Here is a 21084-nt window from a genome sequence, read left to right on the forward strand (position 1 = left end):
CTCGTCTTTTTCAAATACTCGGAATTTGAGAGAAATTCACCTTACATCGCTGTCTGAGCCAAAACCTTCGTCAAACGCTCCTTCTCAAAATTTTCTTCTAACGAACGAGCTGTAGCGGCAACACTTCTTTCCTGACCAAGTCGAGTCAAGGCATCTGGGTCAATGCGATTAATATCAGCCAGCATTGCCTCAAGCCCTGGTGAACCTTGATGAGCCCATCGACTGGCTAAAATGGCTATCGCCTTTGCATCTCCTCTCGCAACAATATACACATCCTCAGAGATTCCATAAACCTTCCCCTCCCGTTTACGAACCAAAACATTCACTTTCTTGACACCTCGCTCTCTCATCTCTCCTGTGATCTTTTCAGCCAATTTCCCTCGCCTTAAAGAAGGATCGTTTTTAAAGTAAAATTTAATTTGGATATCCTCTTTCAATTGTTTCTGAGCCTGATCAAAAGTTAATGGATCACCCCATAAGGCCCTCAAAATAGCCTCTTCCAAATGGTGGAGTTCTTCAGTACTGAGTGTGCCTTCTTTATAAGGTAAAGGCACAGAAAGCGCTGCTACATTTTTTGAATTTTGTTTCAACCTCAAAATCATTTCCCGATATACCCTTCGAAACTCTGGACTATTGGCCTGAACTAAAAACGCTTTTCCACTTTTAGATCGTGAAATTTTGATGTTAAAATTTCCCCTCGACCAGACAACCCCTAAAGATTCAGATTGATCGGCTTCCCGAAAAGAACCCGAAAGATATTGTTGATTCACCCTCTCAAATCGCCGTTCTTCACTCTGAACATCCAGACGAATCATATTTTCCACAAGTTGAGCCCTAACAAGAGCTCGATCACTAAAGCCCTCAATCGATAACCCTTCTCTCAATGCTTCTTGATTAGAGAAAATACTTTTCAAAATCTGATCGACGCGTTGAGGATGGACCCGACTCAAATCAATACTGAGAGGCTCGGTCTGATTTCCAACCACTTGATAGAGAGCCTTTAATTGACTTTGCTCACGAGGAAAGATCTCTATGGCCTTTCCTGAAACCAAAAGCCCTCCATCAGCATTCACTGTTAAAATACCACGCTTCGCATTTGTCATTGCAAGCGATAGCGAAGCAATCTCAAGGGAAAGACGAGATTCCTTCATCCCTTCCTGGACTCGCAATGACAGTGTTGCATCTCCACCCTTAGGTAAAATAAAACCATGACTCAATCGAGCAACTAAGTCATCGAGTGTTATCACCCGCAAATCGAAAATCGCGATCCCATCGTAATCCAATCCGCTCTGATAAGCCCTTACCAATCCTTCAATAACCTCGAAAGGAACACTCCCCACTTTCAAAACATTCGCCGCAAACAAAAATAAAGTTTCCGCTTCCCCCGCGACCATCTCCGGAATCGCTTTTTCATCGATAGGCTCAGTCTCCCCTCGAGATCGAACTCGAACAATTCCTTCAAGTTCATCCATAAATTGGCCAAAGGTAATACTGGAAAGACCCATTCTTAAAATAGCTCGCTTCATCCGCTTCTTCAACGCATCATCCACATCCTCCTTCATCACCTGCTCAATCAGCTCATTCAAAAGCGGGTTAACTTCAGGAGGGGCTAAAAACTCTGGTTCAACCTGTTGAATCCTCGTCAAAAAAGCAAGTGAAGAAGTCTGAGTACTTTTCGAACGCGTAAAGCTATTCCCCTGGACAGTCATTCTGAGTTGAATTATAGTGTGAGCAATGAGTGAAATTAAAGTTTTCACCAAGGCTCGAAGAGAATTACTGGCAAAAACAATCATGGACATCACGAAGGTAATGATTGCTGCCATTTTTGCTAACGAGTTTTTTCTAAGGATATCGGTGTGGATTAGCATTGCTTTAAGCGTATCAGCATTAACTTTTTTAATTGTAGGAATACTAATCTGTCCAAAAGGAGATTGAAGCCATGGTTGCCTTAATGACAGTTGTGTTGATGATTGTTGTAATTGGAGGGTGGTTTGCCATTGACCAATACCGAACCAAGCATCACCGACACGGGCATTAACGTATATAGTGAACGCTACTAACAGAACCAACATAACCCCCACAAAGCCCGCCACCCCAGTCCCCGCAGCCTCCGCAACAGCCACATGTCCCATCTCTGCCGCTGATGCTGTGCCATAATCTAAAACCATTTCAATCAACTTCACCGCAAAGGGAAGAAGAAGGAGGGATTTTAGAATGGGTTTGAGCGAAGCTCGACTGAAACGGAGCGAAATATTATTTATAATACGAAAACCCTTGACTGAATTTTGAGCAAGTTCTAACATCTTTTCCATGAAAGAAAAGAAATCTCCAAAATCTCTTCCCACAGATGATATGCAGCGATACAACGCAGTTCTTATCGAAGAAATGCGAAGCCAGTTTAAGGCCGTCGGAGAAAACGTCGTTGCCCTTCGCAACAAAGTTGATGAAGAGTCAGAAAAATCTGAAAAAAGATTCGAGGCGCTTTCCAATAGCCTGCTGAGCTTTCGGTATGAAACCAAGGAGAGATTCACCAAGATCGAGGGAAGGATTAGCAAACTTGAAGAAAGCACCGCTAAATTAGAAGCATCCGTTCTCCAACTGCGAGAAAGCAATGCCCGTATCGAAGTAAGAACTGCTCGTATTGAAGCAAGGACTGCAAAACTCGAAGAAAGTAATTCCCGTATTGAATCTGATGTTAGGCTTATTAAAAATGATTTAAAAGTCAAAGTCAGTTTTGAAGAATTTAAGGTACTTGAAAATAGACTCGCCATCGTTGAAAAACGTCTCGCCGCCGTTGCATCGTAATTTTCTAATCCTTCATTTTTTAAGTATTCCAAATTCATCTCGTGATGGTATCTACTTGCAGGAATGTAAAAAAGAAGCGCAACGATCGCAAGAGCCGGGTAAGAATTCATGTAGAAATAGAGAAGGTAAGCAGGAATGAGAGAAATTGTATTAGCTAAAGCAGCTTTTGTTGCGCCCAGAACCATCCCACCACCTGCTGTTGGCCCTACGGGCCAGTTCGCCGAAGGGGAACCTGCCTCCGACAGAACAGCAGGTGGTGGGACCATCCCCTTAAGAGGTGGCCCTTGAGGCATCAACGGATGACCCAATAATTTTTCAAAAATTCGTATGACGAAGTAGCTCAAGGGATGAATCAAAATAAAAACCCCCGCCACCCCCATCATCCCCAAAAAGCCTTGCATCAATAATGGTGTCGAAGCAACTATACTTGCAACAATGATGATAAATGCTGCTAAATAACCCACCTGCTCATACCCCGCTTGCTTTTCACGTGGAATCCCGAACCAATCCAGCACAAGACTCATAAACGGGGCCATTCCGGCTTCTGAAGTAGCAGAATTAAGTACTGTGTCCCCAGAATTAGGCGCGGGGAAAAAGCGGTCCAAAACCGCTAAGGTTTCATCGGGGCTGTGCACTTCCCGAAAACATCCGCCCAGAGGCTGCATCCAGGGATCGCCATCCAGACTCATGCGTGGATTATTTCCCATGGCCATCACTTGTCCGGGAACAATCCCCCTCTTACTCATCATAAAATCTCTTCCAACCGCTTTCGTAATGCCTTTCGGAACAATGTGCCAACCATCTTCCGAGACTTCGAGCTTCTCCGCCATAGCACGAATCTCAGACTCTGGATTTTGTTTAAGCTCTTCGACTAAACGTCCGCCACTTCCATAGGCCTCCAGAGAAGCCCCACGATTGTGCACTGAATCTCCCAACACCTGCGCCAGGCGGCCAAAATCAATTTCTTGTTCTTCAGCCTTGTCATATTTCTTGGCCCAATTTTCTTCCTCCCACAAATACCCTTGAGCTGAACCGCAAGGGAAAAGGCCGATTCTATTGAGAATATAATCTCGCTGATGTTGCGTCCAACCCCTCATTCTCTCTTCCAAGGGCTGAATCACAGTCCTACGTAACTCATCCATGCCCTGCATCGTCGCAATCATGAGAGAAAGATCTGAATGACTCCATAAAATATTCACGAGCTTCTCAACTGTTGCTGACGTGAGTGGTGTTTTTTCGGGAGAGGTTAGCGTCCCGTCCAAATCCAGGGCTAAAAGATGAATCTGATTTTTAGTGCTCGTGGCTTGTCGAGGGAAAGAAGAATGATCCCGAAAGATTCCCTTAAATGTTTCGCCCTCTATAAAATCGTTCCATAGTCCTCGCAAACCATTTGTCAGGCGCCAACTCGTCTGAAGCTTCCACCCGCCATTGGATCCTTGAGCAACCAACGTTCCTTCCCTCTCTTTCCCCTTGTCATCCCAGCGCTTCCCTTGCAAGGCATACTCACCGAGATGCAAACGATCTATATTCGTTTTACGCGGTAGCGCCGCATGACAGAAAACCCACTCCTGCCCTTGCGTCCCTAATCGCGGTTCACCTGTCTCATTCGATATATCGTACCCCTGAGGCACTGGCTCATAAGGACCTTTGAACTCTCCCATAAGAGGAGCAGAATGCTCTACTGGATACCACGCCCTTGGGTACCAGAATTTCACCTCCGTTCCCTGACGCCTGAGCAGCCCAAGACTATTCGCAAACCGCGCGTTCCAACTTTGAGGAATAGCAATACCTCTCGACTTCATCAAATAGCAGAGGTACCCTACGAAAGCCGAAGGATAATGAAACTTGTTTGGAAAATCTGCAGGACTTTCCATGGATTCCAATGAAACATCTACCACAATCACCTGCCTCGCCCGCCCTATCTTGGACTTTTCCTCACCAGAGAATACATCGTCAAAATATCCAGTGAATCCCACATTCTCAATCTCGCTCGAGCCAATTTTTGTTTGAATCACTTGAATATTTGTTCCCAAAATATAAGTATTTCCATCCACACGCCCTTCCGTCAATGCCGCCAAAGGGAACCAGCCATTGGTTAAATTAGCCACCACAACCATGGCCTGATCAGCGGCTTCATAACTTCCCAATGATTCTTTTAAAGCCTCCCTTCGCTTCAGAATAAGATCATGATAAAGAACGGCGCTTTCTAGCAAAGTGGCCTGATAATCTGGAAGCTCTTCATTTCGGATCTCACGTTCAACGTCTGTGGAAAGATATAAGGATAAATCGACACCTCTAAAAACAACCTCAGAGGCTTCTCGCTTCCTTGGATCCTGCAGAAAATATTTCATAATCCTTGGGACCATTCTGGGATCCGCCTTCGTTTGCAAAACCCTTCGCAAAATATCTTTGGCCTCCTGCTCAGAAATCGAGGGAGATACAACACCCCCTTTATCGACAATATCCATCGTTTCCAATGCACTGAAAAAGAAAACTGGACATATTTTTTTAATCTCAGGATCATTTAAAAGAGCTAAAATATCTTCCTCCTTCATTCCAAACTCTTGCTCCATCCAGTAACAGGCAGCTTCTTCAAGTGCTGATAAAGAACGACCTCTCTGCCAAGTCCGTTCAGGGAAGAGATCTTCTGGCTTCGGGGCCTGAAGCAAAACCTGGCGTAGCCATTTTCTTGCATAATGCGACTGGTCAATATCCTCTATCTTTACTAAGGCATCCAGCCAACTCGCCAGTAAATGAAGAAGACGGGCATTTTTCTCTTCCAGAAGAAGTTTGATCAAAGTAACAAAAGAGGGCCATTCCTCAATAGAGAACCTGGAATCCTTCAAGAGTTGTGAAAGCAATGAAAATCCTTCCTTCTGTCTTTGTTTATCGGGGATTTCCAGCAATGATTTAAAAAGGGCGGGCGTTTCTTCAGAATTACTCATTGCATTTTGAGGCAGTTTACTAAGAGCCCGAAAAACGTAAATCGATATTTCGACATCCTGTAATGCAAGGAGTTCGCTAAAAAATTCTAATTTTCTTGAAAAATAGCTATAATTTCGGTAAGATAATAAGCTGGATAACGCCTCAAAAGCCACGAGAATATAATCCTCATCCCTTCTATCAAGAATCTCAGAAATAATTTTTAATAATTCTTTGCGATTTTCGCTATCTTGAAGAGCAGCGTTCCAAAGAAGATCAAAAACATGATATTTAACTCGTAAAGAAACAGATTCCTCAAAAACCTTATCTAAGAGCGCGGCATATTCTGGAATTAGAGGACTATAATTCCTCTCCAATGCATCAAATAAGTAAAAAGCACTGTATTGAGTCTTATTCCCTTTAAGCTTTAACGCAGTATTTAGCCAGGATATGACTTTTCCTGGAGCGATTTTCAACGCCTCGCACTGGTCAAGAAAAGATTCCCGTTTAGCACCTTCTTCTCCCCAATTTTTCAGAAAATCTTCAAATCTACCGGCAAAACTGTTCACCTCACTTGCATAATGACTAACCCATTCATTAGAATGAGGAAATTGGGCGCGTGGAAATTTTGAATGGATTCCGGGAGCAACTTCAGAATAATATCGCCCTTTAAATTGCCTTCTTTCCTGAGGCGTCATACCCTGAATCTGACCCACTGCCCTTCGGGAAGGTTGCCAATAGTCTCCCAGAATCCCCTCGTACACGGCTGACAAGGTATGCCGACGGGAGGCGGCCGTCTTAGCTTCTTTTGAGTTTGCCCGCAATCCCTTTCCGCTGATTTCAGGGCGTGAGGAAGTCCGAAGTATGATATGTTCCAACACTTCATGGAGGAAACCTTCTTCAGAATATTCAGAGCTTAAATAAAGATGGATCGTTCCTCTTACGTTAGATCTTCCCTTATTACGTTCAAGATAGCCAAAGGCAGGCAGTTTGACTCCCTTTAATTCATAAGGGCCCTCCCGCCAGTGAATGTTCACGGCATAGTTCGCTTTCCCAATTTTTATCTCAGTTCTATTATCTATTCTCCGAAATTGCTCAATGACCCCATCCCGCGTAAGCCCCAATTCCCGCAGGGCTTTAAGGCCTTCTCGAGAAAGGTCTCCCCAGGCACGAATCACATTTGTACGAATTCTCTCCAGCTGCTCAGGCGGGATAGATGGGGTATCACCCTTGTAGCGTTGATGAAACGCTGCCACATCCACATCTTCGCCACTGTATTTCTTCATGGCAGAGGGAGTTGATTTCGAAGGCTCTTCTGAATATCCATCCCCCATTCTTTCCTCAACAAAGGCGATTTGAGCTTCCAAATTTTGAGATAAAGAAGCGGTACTTATGCAAAACCTAGATATGGGTTTGGATCTTTCCAAAATCGTGACAACCAATTCATCGCGTTCGTGAACAAAATCAACTGTAAAGCGTGAGATATCTGGATGACCACAGGCACGAAGCCAGTCTTCTTGAAGTTTACCATCTTGAGCCCCTTCCAAAACATTAACCGCCCTCATCACCAAACCAGTTGAAACACGTCTGGTTTCAATCTGAGTAGCGGTAGTTTCAGCCAACGCACTTACTTCAGGAGTCGCTGAAGGGCCGACTTCTCCAGTGATTTGTTCTCTAGAAACTTCAGTGGGAAGAGCAGCGATGGATGAATTCTCCTTTTTCCTCAAATCCATAAGCATTTTCTCTAATTTTGTCGGCTCATTCTTAATAATAGATAAATAAGGCGTCTTCAGTTTGAACTCAGTAATTCTGGGAGCAATCACCACATAAGAAGCCCCTTCCTTTTTTAACCGCTCCATCATGCCATCGGTGTGAAAACCGCCTGTGTAGAGAATCGCGATTGGGCTCTTCTTTTGATCCATTTGCTGGAGGGTATTTTTGACCATCGCCTCTTCGCGTTTGGAGGAATATTTGTAGAATGCGGCTATGTTTTTAAGATGGAAGTCTAGGAAGGTGATGTCGTCCATAGTCCATAGTCTGTAGTCCATAGTCGATGGCTTGAAATTGTTTTTGTTTTTTTCTGCGGACTGTGGACTATGGACTATTGACAGTTTTTCTATCCCCTCCACAATCCCCTTCGCCGTCACCCGCTCCTGATTCTCCACATAATATTGAAACTCACTCTTCTTCATCTCCAACTCAAAAAAGTTTCTCAAAATAATAAAGTCTTTCTCGATTTGTCTGAGTGCCTTCTCTTCTTTTGTTCTTAAAAGTTTATCCTGTACTTTTTCAGATATCTTTTCGCATTCTTTTAAGAGTGCATCACTTTTGATCTCGTGAAAGAGTTCTGTCATTTTGATGTATTTCGTGAGGTTGGGATAACCTTTCGTTCGTCCTTCCTCCCTCTTCCCTCGTCTCCCGTTCTTCCGATGATGGATGATGGACGATGGACGATTTCCCTGGATCATCTTCTTCAAGTAGCTGTAATATTCCCACGCATCCATTTTCTCTAAACGGTAATAAAGGCTCTTGGTCATAAGCTCAAGCATTTCTTCTTTGACCCATTTTTTGCTAAGAACTTCGAGAAGCTTTAAGCGCTCTTTTTCTACTTTTTCGAAGTCTATTTGCTTTTCGATCTGAGAGACCTGACGCATGAGAGAAAAGTTTTTGTAGGGGTCTGATTTATCAGACCCGAGCCATGTCGAAGGATCAGACCCGTTTGCGGGCTCGATAAATCGAGCCCCTACAATGTCCACTCCTAACTTTACATCCTGTTTTTCAGCTTTTGCTTCGAGCCTCGAGCCTCGAGCTTCGAGCTCGCTTTTATCTTCTAGCCTCCAGCTTCTAGCCTCTAGCTGCTTTTCAAGAAACTCCCCATACTCACTCAGCTGAAGGGTTCCCTCCAAATAATCTTTCTCTTTCTGGAGTAAAGTAAGTGCCTCAGTTGAATAGATTTGCGGGCGAAGGGATTCTATTTTCTTTTGAATGAAGTCCAGTATGGGAAGGGCCTTATCTTTGATATCGAGTCCCTGCCTAAACTGAACCAAATGTTCAAAATAATTGAGCATATTTTCGACACCCTGAAGAGGAAGCGGTTTATCCTGAATGATGGATAGATACTCAGCCCCTGAAATGCGCCCTTGTTTCATTAAGTATTCAGCCATGGCTTTCTTAATTTTAAGATCAGGGAAAGAGGTTAAAAGAGAGGTATCAACAGGACCACTGGCGGCTTCAAGACCAATCACTTTTAACCCATGATCCGCGTGTTTCTTCCACAAATCCTGAATAATACCAGCGGTATTAGATTGCGCCTCAAAATGGCAATGAACGTCCTGAATGTGAATGATGAGTTTCTCATTTTGACCTTGATGTGTTTCAATGATGTCGCCTAGTTTTGACGAGATTTTAAGGGTTTTGAAAATGTCTAAGCTCGAGGCTCGAGGCTGGAGGTAAAAACTTCTTCGCTTATTGCTTTTGCCTTTGCTTCGAGCTTCGAGCTTCGAGCTTCGAGCCTCGAGCGGTCTTTCCTCTGCCAGAACCGTGCTATCACAAACCGAGGTCAAAGAAAAGGCGATCAGCGTGAGAAAAGAGGCTAATTTGAATAGCAACTTATTGGTATAGAGATAGTTATAATCTATCATCGTTCGTTTTCCTCTCAAATTCTGTAAAAAAATATAAACGCACACTTACCCGTTTATAAAAAAGACACAAATTCTAAGTAAAAAGACAAATTCATTTTAAGATATATGCACTTAACTCAAGAATTCTTGATCCATCAAAGCGTAGTCGCCCGATTTATCCCCCCACCTCATATGGATGACTGGCTGTCAAGATTAAAGCGATCCTCCATTCAGTCAGTCGACTTAATAAGCATCGTGAACTTTACCACCTCATATTCGCGTGCTGGTTAACGCATTAAGTTTTTAGTTCAACGGGACCTATCCACCATCTAATCTAATCTAATCTAATCTAATCTAGGGTGGGGCCGTGGGCTGTCCGGTTACGACTTACTTAAGTCTTGATGATTGTTTGGTCTTTAACCTCAACTCCTTTTTAGATTGCCCTTATGCCGCCTGCCTCAATGATTCCCAAATAAATCCAAGCATCTCACGCGCACACGCTACCTTGATCTTGTTCCCATGCTTGCCCCTAAAAGCAAGATGTGTCGATTTCTTATATAAACGCCTCATGCATCGATCTGAAATTTCGATATATTTCTCGTCGATCTTTTCTCTACGCTTGCTTAATGCTTTGCCAATCTTGGGCGGGGACGAAGCAAGTTGGCATGCCTCCACAATCGCAGTACGAACATGTCGATTGCCCATCTTCGTAATTCCAAATCGCTTCTCTTTTCCGCCCAAGCTATATTCCACAATGTCTAATCCAATGTAGGATGTGATTTGTTTGGGATGAGAAAATCTCTTGATATCCCCAAGCTCTGTCACGACCGTCATTGCAGTCAATGTCTCGATCCCTCGATAGCAAACAAGAGCTTGAACTTTTTTCTCATATCTTGGTTCATTCGCAAGCTCCCCAATCTGGCTCTGATAAGTCTCAAGATGCCCTTCTACTTGCTTGGTGAACGAAAGAAGCGTTGTGAGGTTTAACCTCAGAACTTGATCCTCCCATTTGTTTGCCTTTGACTCGAGCCATTCACGGTGAGCGACCGTCCAGTATTGTGCTTGAAGGTTGTCCGTCGCTTGCCGATAATCTATTCCCATCCGACGGCAGATCGATAAGATGTGTAATCGTATCCTTTTCAGCTCCCCAACTAAAAAACTTCTAGACCTAATCAAATCCCTCACAACTTCATCTTCTTCTTTCGGTACATGCACCACCGTTAATAACCCCTTCATGTAGTATTGAGCAAGCTTTCGACAGTCCAATCGATCCGTCTTTACCCTCATGCCTGCCATCTCCGGAATCAAACTCGCAGCAACTACTTCACATTGAATCCCCTGACTCGCTAAATCTCGATACAGGCAAAAACCTAAATACGTCGCTTCATAGCAAAGTTTGAGCTCATAGCCTAATTCTCTATATTTCTTAAGCTTTTTTATCAATGCTCCTACCGTTGGCTTACACGAAAACTCATAACTCTGATTGACACCTTCTCCTTCAAGCCCCGCATGAAATGCTTTATCATCGACATCTAATCCCACGTAGAGTATTTTCTTATTCATGGATGACTGTTCCTTTCTTTTTTTAGCTGCTGTTTTTTGGTTGAACCCTTCATAATGAGTAAACCAAATCTCATCAGGAAAGGCCAGTCATCCATACCTTCTCATCCATTCGAAATGGCGGGTAGGTGGGGGGATGAATCGGGCAAATCCATGCAGGGCGCACTGCCCCATAAATGGGGCGACTACAGATGGACGAGACTTGAGTCGGGTACATATGCCCATTATTTGTTTAACTCCTAGCATATGGCCCATAATATAGCCTAATAAAGTTCTTTATATTCCCTAAATTAGGCCTAAAATAGGGATTAAGATCACTGTTTTATACAAAAATATGAACTATCGAAAACGACTTAAAAAAGAAGTTTCCGAAGAGCTTATTCAAAGCTACATACGGGATTATCTCAAGAAAAGCCGGGCGGCGTCTTTTTTGGCTAAAAATCTTGAAAAACTCGGCATTGGCTTTCGCCCCATTGTGGACCACATCACCGTACGCACCACAGATGTCTACCAAAGAGCCCAAGAATTTTTGAAAGTCGGATTTACACGGGATATGAAGATCGGGCCTAAAGGCATTTTGGATTATGGAGATTGGTTTGCCATTGTCTTACGAAAACCGGGTCTTCCGGCTATTTTTATTGATCAGGGAAAATTGGGTAAAAAAGGACTCACAAGTGTTATTCCTGGCTGGGTCAAAAAATTTGGAGATAAAACCCTTCATCATGTCGCCATTCAAGTGGATGACATTGAAAAAGCAGTCAAGCAAATGAAGAAGCATAAGATTCAATTTTCTGGGAAAATTGTAGGAGAAAAAGGATCAGTCCTTCGCCAAATCTTCACCCAGCCCGAAAAAAGAAAAAATGAACCTTTTTCAGTCCTCGAACTCGCCGAAAGGCACGAAGGCTTCACTGGCTTCCAACCGCCTCAAGCTGATCAATTGATGCAGTCGACGCGTAAATAAGTCACCGGTTTCCTGTGACCTGTCTCCAGTTACCCGTGACTTGAATAAGAAACAAGGTTAAAAATCCCCATTCCACAATCGCTCAAGAAATATTTTCCAGGGTAGGATGGTAATGCCATTTTCTAGTTTTCTAGGCTTGGGTTCTTGGCAAATCAGAATGGAATGCTTGGGGTGATGCTCCTCTCTAAAGGCTGAAAGCCCTTTGAGATCGCTCGTACCAACATGTGAAATGCCCTTCACCTCCAGAGCTACTTCGCCGTGGTTCAGGACAAAATCAACTTCAAGACCATCTTTGGTTCTCCAAAATGAAATATGAAAATCCCTTTCGGAATACGCACGATAGGCGATTAATTCCATCAGAATAAAATGTTCAAAGGCCTTTCCAAATTCGTCCCCTTTATTAATCGAAAGTGTTCTTTGAGACATTCCTCCTGCTACCCCCACATCAAAAAGATAAAATTTAGGGGTTGCACCAATGATTTGACGATTTTTCACTTTTCGAAATGGCTCAATAAAGTAACCCATTAAAGTATCCACAAGGATTTGATAATATGCAGCGACTGTTTTTGAATCTACTGAACATTCTCGAGCAATATTTGAAAAATTGACCAGTTCTCCATTGTTAAAAGGAACAGTATCAAGAAAACGGGCAAAGGCAGGTAAATTTCTCACCAGGCCTTCGGACTGGATCTCTTCTTTGAGATAATCCTGAATATAGGTCTTGATACTTTTCGCGTAATAATCCGATAAATAATGGGAGGGAATTAATCCTCGATTAAGGGCCTTCATTAAATCAAATTCTTTCCCAAGCTCGTGACTGGTTAAAGGATAAAGCTCATATCGCCAAGCTCTTCCGCCAAGCATATTCGCATGACCCTTCTTAAGTTTTCGGGCACTAGAACCACAGAGGAAAAAACTTAACCCTTTTTGTTCAATAAGGTTATGCACCTCGTCTAAAAGCTGGGGAATTTTTTGGACTTCATCCAGAATAATAGGTTGTTCATTAGACGATACGGTCCGAATTTCCGCAAGCTCTTCTCTCAACCGAAACGGTTCTTTAGAGAGCCTTAAGTAAGTATCTGTTTCAAGAAGATTATATGCGATACTTTTGGGAAATAAACTTTGAATGAGCGTGGTTTTCCCTGTCTTTCGAGGCCCCCACAGAAAGGCAGATTGACCTTTCGGAAGATCAATTTTTAAGGATCGATGAAGGATTACTTTTTCGGAGCTCACTCCCTAATAGTATAACTTATTCGGAGTATTGTCCAGAATAGATTTACCGTTTTTTACAGGATTAAATACATTAATCAATTTCCAACCTTGACAAGCCTCACGTAAGCCGCCAAAATGTAGGAAATTTTTTTAAAAGGAGATTCTTTAATGAGGCGAATTATTTCTTTGTTCTCTTATTCAAAACGTCACCCCGTCTTCCTTAATCTTCTCCTCATGCTAGGAGCAACGGCCGTCGCATTTGCCGCGATTGGAACGGGCAGTGAAGATGTATCACATTCCACCTTTAAATATTTTGCCTTTATGACCGATTCAAAATTTTCTTCTGGGGAAAGAATTTCCCTGTGGGCGGTCCTGGTCATCGCCTTCCTGGGTCTTGCTTATGCCCTCATGCTTGTGAAACAGGTCCTTAGTGCAAGTCAGGGCACTCGCAAAATGCAAGAGATTGCTCGGGCGATTCGTGAAGGAGCCAATGCCTATTTAAAACGTCAGCTGACCACTGTCACCTGTCTTATTTTCTTTCTGGTCTTTTTGCTTTATTTTACCAAGGCCCAGCAAGATGGCGATTGGCATAGTCCTTTTGCCATTGGACGAGCTCTTGCCTTTTTAATTGGCGCCCTCTTTTCGGCAACGGTAGGTTTTGTCGGAATGCGGCTTGCCACCTCTGGAAACCTTCGTGTGGCCGCAGCAGCCCCCGTCGGATTTGGAAAAGCCTTAATGCTGGGATATCGAACAGGAACCATTACAGGAATGTTGACGGACGGCTTGGGTCTTCTCGGCGGAACGATTATTTTTATGACTTACGGCGAGCATGCTTATGAAGCCCTTTTAGGATTTGGATTTGGAGGAACTTTGCTGGCTCTTTTTATGCGTGTGGGAGGAGGAATTTATACCAAGGCAGCGGATGTTGGAGCTGATCTCGTCGGAAAAATTGAAAAGGATATTCCAGAGGATGATGCCCGCAATGCCGCAACCATTGCAGATAATGTAGGTGACAACGTCGGAGATTGTGCAGGAATGGCTGCGGATATTTTTGAATCTTATGAAGTGACGATTGTCGCGGCAATGATTCTAGGCTGGGCCTCTTTCGGACATAAGGGAGTCATTTTCCCCATTTTAGTCCGAGCCATTGGGGTCATCGGTTCCATTATTTCCACTTATCTTGTCCGAGCTGGAGACAAAGGGGATGTCGGTCAAGCCATGAAATCCATTAATTTTGGCTTTATCATTGGTTCTTTTATTTCTATCGTTGGATTTATCCTTCTTGGCTTTCTCTATTTAAGATTTGGTCCAACACTCGTCAACAGCACTGCCACATGGGAAAACATTCGTCATTTACCCTCATGGATCAATTTTGGAATTGAAGGGCTCGATATGAGGCCTGCCTATACTTGTCTTATTGGAGTGATTTTATGTGTCCTCCTTAATCGAATTACAGAATACTTCACAGGGACTGAATATAACCCCGTCAAAAACGTCAAGAAAAACTGCTCCACTGGACATGCCACGAATATTATCGAAGGCTTTGCTTTAGGCTATGAATCAGCCTTCTGGACTGCCATCATTCTATGCGTAGCCATTTTTGGTTCAGTCATGATTTATTGGGGAACCAGCGCCATTTTTATTGCGTATGGTGTTGCGATGTGTGGAATTGGAATGCTAACGCTCACAGGGAACACGATCTCCATGGACGTCTTTGGCCCTGTTGCTGACAACGCCAATGGCATTGCAGAAATGGGATTTGACCGTAAAGAAATGGGTGAAGCAAGCTACAAAACCTCCCGTCAAATTTTGGCTGATCTGGACGCTGTTGGAAATACAACCAAGGCCGTTACCAAGGGAGTGGCGATTGGATCTGCCGTCATTGCCGCCGTTTCTCTTTTTGCCTCTTTCATCACAGTCATCGGATCGGGTGGCCAGGGTGAAAATCAAATTTTGCCCGTATCTTTATTTGAAAAAATTGCTGGGCTTCTGACTGTATCCAATCCAAAGTTTTTGATTGGAATGCTCATTGGAGGCTCCGTTCCATTTCTTTTTTCATCGATGCTTCTTCGTGCGGTAGGACGAGCTGCTTACCTTATTGTCAATGAATGCCGAGTTCAATTTCGAGATAAAGAAATCTGGGCAGGAACAAAAAAACCAGCTTATGGAAAAGTCGTAGCGATCTGCACAGCTGCGGCACAAAAAGAACTCATCGGACCTGCTACTTTAGGGGTCTTTACCCCCATTCTTGTCGGATTTACTTTGGGCCCCATTGCCCTTGCCGGTTTTTTAGGAGGATCGATTGTGGTGGGTCAACTGGTCGCTTCCTTTATGTGCAATGCGGGCGGCGCCTGGGACAATGCGAAAAAAATGGTTGAAGATGAACCTCGAGATCTGGAAAAAAATACGGGCAAAGGAAGTGAAAAACATAAAGCAAGTGTTACAGGAGACACCGTGGGCGATCCTCTCAAGGATACTGCGGGCCCGGCCATTAACCCTCTCCTTAAAGTCATGAACATGGTTTCCGTTCTAACCGTTCCTCTGATGGTTGCTTATGACAGTAAAATTGTTCAAACGGTCAAAGAAGGAGCCCAAGAATCAGGGTTTTCACTTCCAGAGCGCTTCATGACAAAGGGAATCGATCTTACCTGGATCATCGCAATTTTTCTTTCAATGGCCTTTATTTTCTGGGCGATTTGGCAGTCTAAACGGCAGTCCCCGGAGTTCGAATAAAAAATGAAACCTCTGAAAAGGCTTAAAAAACGCTTGACTTTTTATATACAAAAATGTTACTTTTCCCTTGGTTTCAGTGGTCGATGAGCGATGAGAGAGCGGTTTTGTTGCTTGAAAAGAGCAACGGGTCGAAAGGCCAGGGCCGTGGTAGCCTTTGGTTACTGAGCGTTCCGACGGGGTTGGGACGGTCCCATCACCTGTTTGAGTTCGTGCAAGCGGACGCCTTAAAGAGGCTCGCTTTTAAGCGAGCAAACAGGTGGTGGAACCAAGCTGAGTAAGAGAAAGTGAAAGTTTATACCCAACCTGTCACACTCTGGATAGGTTGGGTTTTTTATTGGGAGAAAACCCCAACGGCAACGAGGAACGAGAGACGAGAGACGAGGGACGAGGGAAGCAAAAGCATAAAGACAGCTCGAGGCTCGAAGCTCGAGGCAAAAGCAAAAGAAAAGACAAAAACTGAAAAAGTATTTGCCTCGAGCCTTGAGCCTCGAGCTACGAGCCAGTCAGAGGGACGAGGAAGGACGAAAAATGAAAACGTTGAAGTTTTCTAAGGCATTTAGTGTGATTGAGATTTTATTTACTCTCTCTATCATTTTAATTCTCGCAAGTCTTTTGATGAGTTCTCTTCACAGCGTCCACGCCAAAGCTCGACAAGGAAAGTGCATTAACAATCAATACCAGCTTGCAAAAGCGCTTTTGATGTTTGCCGTTGATTATGAAAAATTTCCAACGACATTAGGTTATCTTGATCAAAGATATTTATCACCTGATTCAGAAGATCTAACGTTAGAAGCAGCCGAAACCACTTTTACATCGGTTTATTACGATAACGTCTTAGCATTAAAAAGATGTCCCGAAGTTGAATTAAACAATCCATCAGCAAATTCTTATGGGCTCAACATTTACATTACCAACCAAAATCTCACGGCGGTACCAAACCCATCTGAAACCGTATTAACTGCCGACAGTGATGTCCTCTATATTGAAAGCGCGGACCAAGCCGCCAAAAGGCATGCGGGAGGCACCATTTCAAGCTTTGCAGATGGCCACGTAGAATGGCTCCGTGAGCTTAAACCCATCACAGCCCTTACCACTCCCTCTGAACCAGTGCCTGAACCTGAATCCACACCGCCTCCACCGGCTCCTACTCCTGTGTTCAGTTTAAATAATGGTACCGTCGTTTTAAATCAGGATGCCTCCTCACACGTCACTATTTTAAGTGTGCCGATTGCAGATCAAGGGCAAAGCAATTGGTTTGAGGTGTATGTAGACCTTCTGGTCACGCTTCCTGGAGGAGAACAGATTGTTTATAATTTGCTTCACAATGAACATGGTGTCACGGGAGCCATGAATCGTAGCCAATTGGAAGGATTTTCATGGGATAGTTCGGTGTTGGAACAAGACTCTAGAATTGATATGAGAGGAACAACCAAAAGCTGGTCGAAAGAGACTCAAACAACTGGTAATGGAAAATCCCAAAAATCGCAAGTGGTATGGACCTCTCAGATTAATGCTCAATATGACTCCCAAAATAATTTTGAAAGCCAAGTCTGGGTCCTTAAAAATGGAGATGTGGTTCCAACCATCCCTGGATCATGGAATCAAATCAGTATTAATCAGCAGGTAGCCCCTTATGTCCAAACAGGATCGGATGGATTGGAACATATCAACATTGGAGATAATCAGGTTATCTACTTTTTTGAATTGGGAGAAACGAGCCCTTACAATGCTGACGGGACGGTTAATTCTAATTACTCCATAAACGATTTAGTCGTACTCATGGATGTAAATACCGTGTGAAAGATCATCGTTAATTTAAAATTCAAAAATCAAAATGCAAAATGACATATTAAAATCCAAAATTTATAATACGATTGCGAGAGAGGCATTTTAAATTTTACATTGTCATTTTGATTTTTGATTTTTAAATTTTGGTATTCGAGCCAACTTCCCGATTGACACAAACTCCACAGTTTGTTAGCTTTTTTCACTCTAGGTTTTATTTAATCTAAAACCCTATACTATAAAGACAAAAAAATCTATGGAACAAAAGCCAACGGAACACCATCAAGAAGAAGCTCTTTTAAAAAAGATTCGCTCTAAAGAAGAAGAAATTGAGAAATCGATTTCAGAACTTAGAAAATCATCTGCTAAGAAAATCGAAGACGTCCGTTGTCAAACTCAAGAAGAAGTTCAAAAGGCTGAAGTGAAAGCCCAAGAAGAAGCAAGGCAATATGAAGCTTTACGCAAAAAAGCCTTTGCCTTATCCAATGATAAAATTCTCTCTGACGCCAAAAATCAGGCTGAAATCATTCGAGAAAAAGCATCTAAAAATTTTGACTCAGCTTTAAACATGATTTTATCTCAGGTTCTTCCTCGTTCTGAAGAAAAGAACCTTCAAAAAACCAAGGTGACACTCGGAGTAGCCTAATGATTGCACCGATGAAAAAAATAATGGTGGTGGGTCCGAAAGCCCTTTCGAATGAAGTGGTCCGCGTCCTTCAAGATTTGGGAACGGTCCATCTCACCCAGACAGAGGGCCTTGAAAAATTGGCTTGGGATGGAACCAGTTCTGAAACACTGTCGCGCCAGGAAAAACTTCTTTCAAAATTGGATACACTTATTTCAATTCTTTCTCCTTTACGCTTGAATGCTTCTCAAGCATCCCTGTCTTCGTCCAATCATGAGGAATGGATAAACCATTTATCGGAAAAATGTAGTGAACTCGTCCAAAGAAAACAAAACTTAACAGATGAGTTTTCAATATTAGAAGCCTATCAGGGAACGTTTAAAAATCTCATCCCTCTCTTACAACCTCTTGAAGGAAGCCAACATTTTGAAGCCCTGGGCTCCATAGTCGGAAAAATGGAAAAGAAAAAAATTGAGGCTTTAGAAAAAGAGATCGAGACGCTTTCACCAGGGAAAATTCTTATTTTTAAACGAGAGCTGGACGGGGAAACATTAGGGGTCGTTCTCGCCTATCCTAAATCTCAAGCGGGATTGATCCGCTCTCTCCTGAATCGATTTGGCTTAAACGAACTCAAAGTTCCTTCCTCTCTTTCTTCCTATCCTCTTCAAGAAGCCGTCATAAAAATGGAAGAAAAATTGAAGGAAATTCCTAAAACCCTTCAGCAAATCGAGGAAACACTTCGTGAAATTGCCAATCAGAATTTTCACGCCCTCAAGCTATATCAGGCTCAACTCGAAGATGAAACAACGGTTCATAAAGCAATGAAAGATCTGGGACAGACCCAAAAAGCCTTTATCATCAAGGGTTACAATCCAGCAAAATCCATTTCTAAGCTTGAAAAAATGCTCAATGAACGCTTTAAGGGATCGATCCATCTTGAAGTTCAGGATTGCCATGAAGCACCTGTCCTTTTAGATAATTATCGCTTCTTTAAACCATTTGAACTTTTTATCAAAGTCTTAAGACCTCCGAAATATAGCTCCATTGACCCGACACCCTATTTTGCTTTATTCTTTCCAATTTTTTTTGGAATGATTATGGGGGATATCGGCTACGGACTTGTTTTTTTCATTCTGGGACTCATTTTAAGACTGAAAACAACACAAGAACTTCTCAAACATGTCGGAGAAATTATTCTTATTTCTTCCACTTACACCATCCTCTTCGGGATTGTCTTTGGGGAATGTTTTGGGGATTGGCTTGAAAAAAAGGAAATCATCCATCCCCTTAGAATGCACTTAGGCTCTACAGAAATTGTCTGGGATCGCCTCCACTCCCTGGTCCCCCTTCTTATCTTGGCGATTGCAGTCGGTGTTTTTCATGTCACCTTAGGATTTGTTCTAAAACTCATTCAATCCATCAAGCACCGTCATCATCATGAAGTGATTGAAGTCATCGCCATTCTCATCAGTCTTGCCAGTCTTTTCACATTGATTGGAGTCCTCGCCCATCAAGTTCCAACTTTAGCCAAAATTCCTTCCGTTATTTTGCTTCTGATTGCGGTTCCCCTTCTCATTTTCATGAAAGGCCCCATGATGTTGATGGAGCTTTTATCCTTTGTAGGGAACATGCTCTCTTATGCCCGTTTGATGGCTGTAGGGGTTGCAAGTGCATATCTGGCCTTTGTCGGAAACATGCTGGGAGGAATTGTTGGAAATGTGATTTTAGGAGCGATCATTGCCATTTTATTTCATATCATCAATATGGTGTTGGCTTTTAGCCCAACCATACAGTCAGCACGTCTTCACTACGTAGAATTCTTTACAAAATTCTATGATTCGGGAGGACGGCTTTATCAACCCCTTTCAAAAAAGCGGGTTCAAGTGTAATTTAAAAACTCAAAAAGGAGAATAAAGAAGATGAGAAAGTTAGTCTGGATCGGTGCACTACTCAGTATGTTGTTCATTGTGGCGTCACAACCTCTTTTTGCCGAAGCAGAAGGAAAAGAGGGAGTTTCAATTGAAAAGAAAGAAAAATCAGAATCCAGTTTAGGGTTTAAAGCGATCGCTGCTGCTTTAGCTGTGGGCCTTTCCGCTCTGGCTTCCGGTCTTGCGCAGGCAAGAATTGGAGCAGCAGCCGCCGGTGCTCTTGCAGAAAAGCCAGAACTCGTTGGATCCGTCATTATTCTTGAAGCGATTCCAGAGACCATGATTATTTTAGGGTTCGTTGTCGCTGTTTTAATTATTTTCGTTTTGTAAACTTAAGGATTGAATACTATGTCCATCGAATCGATGCTTTTAAGTTTAGAACTCGAGGCTGAAAAAGAAAGAAAAAAAATAGAAGAGGAAACTGAGCTTGAGATCAGCCAAATCAAAAAGGATGCCCAAGTTCGTATTGCAAAAAACCATGAAGAAATGATGGGATCTGTAAAACGGGCGATGGACATTGAAGAGGCGAGAGAGATGGGGCAAGCAAAATCCCAAGCCAATCGCATCCTTCTTGAGGCCCGTCAAAAAGAGATTGAGCGGGTTTTTGATCAAGCAAAGCAAAATATTCATCAGCGATCTCAAGCTCCTGATCGTTCAGAACTTTTAGGCATTCTCATTCAAGAAGCACTTAAGGATGTATCAGGTAAAGTGATGGTAGAAACAGCTGCTCAAGACATTCAATCCGTTCAAGAAATATTAAAGAAACTTAAAGTGGAAGCCGAGACGAAACCTAATTCAAAGATTACAGGTGGGATCATTCTCAAAACGCTTGATCATCGTCTTCAGATTGAAAATACTTTAAGTGGCCGTCTTTCTAAAGCTGAAAATTCCTTAAAAGTAGAAGTCGCAGAGAAATTGTGGCCAAACAAATAG

The 21084-nt window shown here is 42.9% G+C and carries 11 protein-coding genes; 8 read left to right on the forward strand and 3 right to left on the reverse strand.

Annotated elements, in window-relative coordinates:
• Window positions 1-41 precede the first annotated feature (41 nt).
• Both HYS07_07045 and HYS07_07050 read right to left on the reverse strand, forming a co-directional pair.
• A complete protein-coding gene (locus HYS07_07045) occupies window positions 42-9368 on the reverse strand; it encodes a hypothetical protein (GenBank protein MBI1870930.1) in 9327 nt (3108 codons plus the stop codon).
• Between the two features lie 423 nt (window positions 9369-9791).
• A complete protein-coding gene (locus tag HYS07_07050) occupies window positions 9792-10910 on the reverse strand; it encodes an IS110 family transposase (GenBank protein ID MBI1870931.1) in 1119 nt (372 codons plus the stop codon).
• Window positions 10911-11286: 376 nt separating this feature from the next.
• Between HYS07_07050 and HYS07_07055 the strand changes: the two genes are divergently transcribed.
• Window positions 11287-11868 carry a hypothetical protein gene (locus tag HYS07_07055; protein MBI1870932.1) on the forward strand — a complete coding sequence of 194 codons (582 nt, stop codon included), beginning with the start codon at window positions 11287-11289 and terminating at the stop codon, window positions 11866-11868.
• 57 nt (window positions 11869-11925) lie between these two features.
• On the opposite strand, the gene HYS07_07060 is transcribed toward HYS07_07055, so the two are convergent.
• Window positions 11926-13083, reverse strand: a complete 1158-nt coding sequence (locus HYS07_07060; GenBank protein ID MBI1870933.1) for an ATP-binding protein — start codon at window positions 13081-13083, stop codon at window positions 11926-11928.
• Between the two features lie 318 nt (window positions 13084-13401).
• Here HYS07_07060 and HYS07_07065 point away from each other — a divergent pair, with 318 nt between their 5' ends.
• The 7 genes from HYS07_07065 (at window position 13402) to HYS07_07095 (ending at window position 21084) form a co-directional block, all read left to right on the forward strand.
• Window positions 13402-15813 carry a sodium-translocating pyrophosphatase gene (locus HYS07_07065; protein ID MBI1870934.1) on the forward strand — a complete coding sequence of 804 codons (2412 nt, stop codon included), beginning with the start codon at window positions 13402-13404 and terminating at the stop codon, window positions 15811-15813.
• Window positions 15814-16097: 284 nt separating this feature from the next.
• The gene (locus HYS07_07070) at window positions 16098-16364 is read left to right on the forward strand and encodes a hypothetical protein (protein MBI1870935.1); all 267 of its coding nucleotides are present in this window, start codon (window positions 16098-16100) and stop codon (window positions 16362-16364) included.
• Window positions 16342-17613 carry a hypothetical protein gene (locus tag HYS07_07075; protein MBI1870936.1) on the forward strand — a complete coding sequence of 424 codons (1272 nt, stop codon included), beginning with the start codon at window positions 16342-16344 and terminating at the stop codon, window positions 17611-17613. The genes HYS07_07070 and HYS07_07075 overlap by 23 nt, the downstream gene beginning before the upstream one ends.
• A gap of 241 nt (window positions 17614-17854) precedes the next feature.
• The gene (locus HYS07_07080) at window positions 17855-18244 is read left to right on the forward strand and encodes a hypothetical protein (protein ID MBI1870937.1); all 390 of its coding nucleotides are present in this window, start codon (window positions 17855-17857) and stop codon (window positions 18242-18244) included.
• An 11-nt stretch (window positions 18245-18255) separates the two neighbouring features.
• Window positions 18256-20112 (forward strand): hypothetical protein, encoded by a 1857-nt coding sequence (locus HYS07_07085; protein ID MBI1870938.1) that lies wholly within the window; start codon window positions 18256-18258, stop codon window positions 20110-20112.
• Window positions 20113-20178: 66 nt separating this feature from the next.
• Window positions 20179-20481 carry a hypothetical protein gene (locus tag HYS07_07090; protein ID MBI1870939.1) on the forward strand — a complete coding sequence of 101 codons (303 nt, stop codon included), beginning with the start codon at window positions 20179-20181 and terminating at the stop codon, window positions 20479-20481.
• An 18-nt stretch (window positions 20482-20499) separates the two neighbouring features.
• Window positions 20500-21084: a hypothetical protein gene (locus tag HYS07_07095; protein ID MBI1870940.1), complete on the forward strand. Its 585-nt coding sequence runs from the start codon at window positions 20500-20502 to the stop codon at window positions 21082-21084.

Source organism: Chlamydiota bacterium (assembly GCA_016178055.1).
Lineage (GTDB): Bacteria > Auribacterota > JACPWU01 > JACPWU01 > JACPWU01 > JACOUC01.

Bases quoted from the DNA above. Each gene is read 5' to 3' on its own strand.
- HYS07_07045 (MBI1870930.1), bottom strand. From the start codon at position 9,368: ATGATAGATTATAACTATCTCTATACCAATAAGTTGCTATTCAAATTA.
- HYS07_07050 (MBI1870931.1), bottom strand. From the start codon at position 10,910: ATGAATAAGAAAATACTCTACGTGGGATTAGATGTCGATGATAAAGCA.
- HYS07_07065 (MBI1870934.1), top strand. From the start codon at position 13,402: ATGACCGATTCAAAATTTTCTTCTGGGGAAAGAATTTCCCTGTGGGCG.
- HYS07_07075 (MBI1870936.1), top strand. From the start codon at position 16,342: ATGAAAACGTTGAAGTTTTCTAAGGCATTTAGTGTGATTGAGATTTTA.
- HYS07_07080 (MBI1870937.1), top strand. From the start codon at position 17,855: ATGGAACAAAAGCCAACGGAACACCATCAAGAAGAAGCTCTTTTAAAA.
- HYS07_07085 (MBI1870938.1), top strand. From the start codon at position 18,256: ATGAAAAAAATAATGGTGGTGGGTCCGAAAGCCCTTTCGAATGAAGTG.
- HYS07_07090 (MBI1870939.1), top strand. From the start codon at position 20,179: ATGTTGTTCATTGTGGCGTCACAACCTCTTTTTGCCGAAGCAGAAGGA.
- HYS07_07095 (MBI1870940.1), top strand. From the start codon at position 20,500: ATGTCCATCGAATCGATGCTTTTAAGTTTAGAACTCGAGGCTGAAAAA.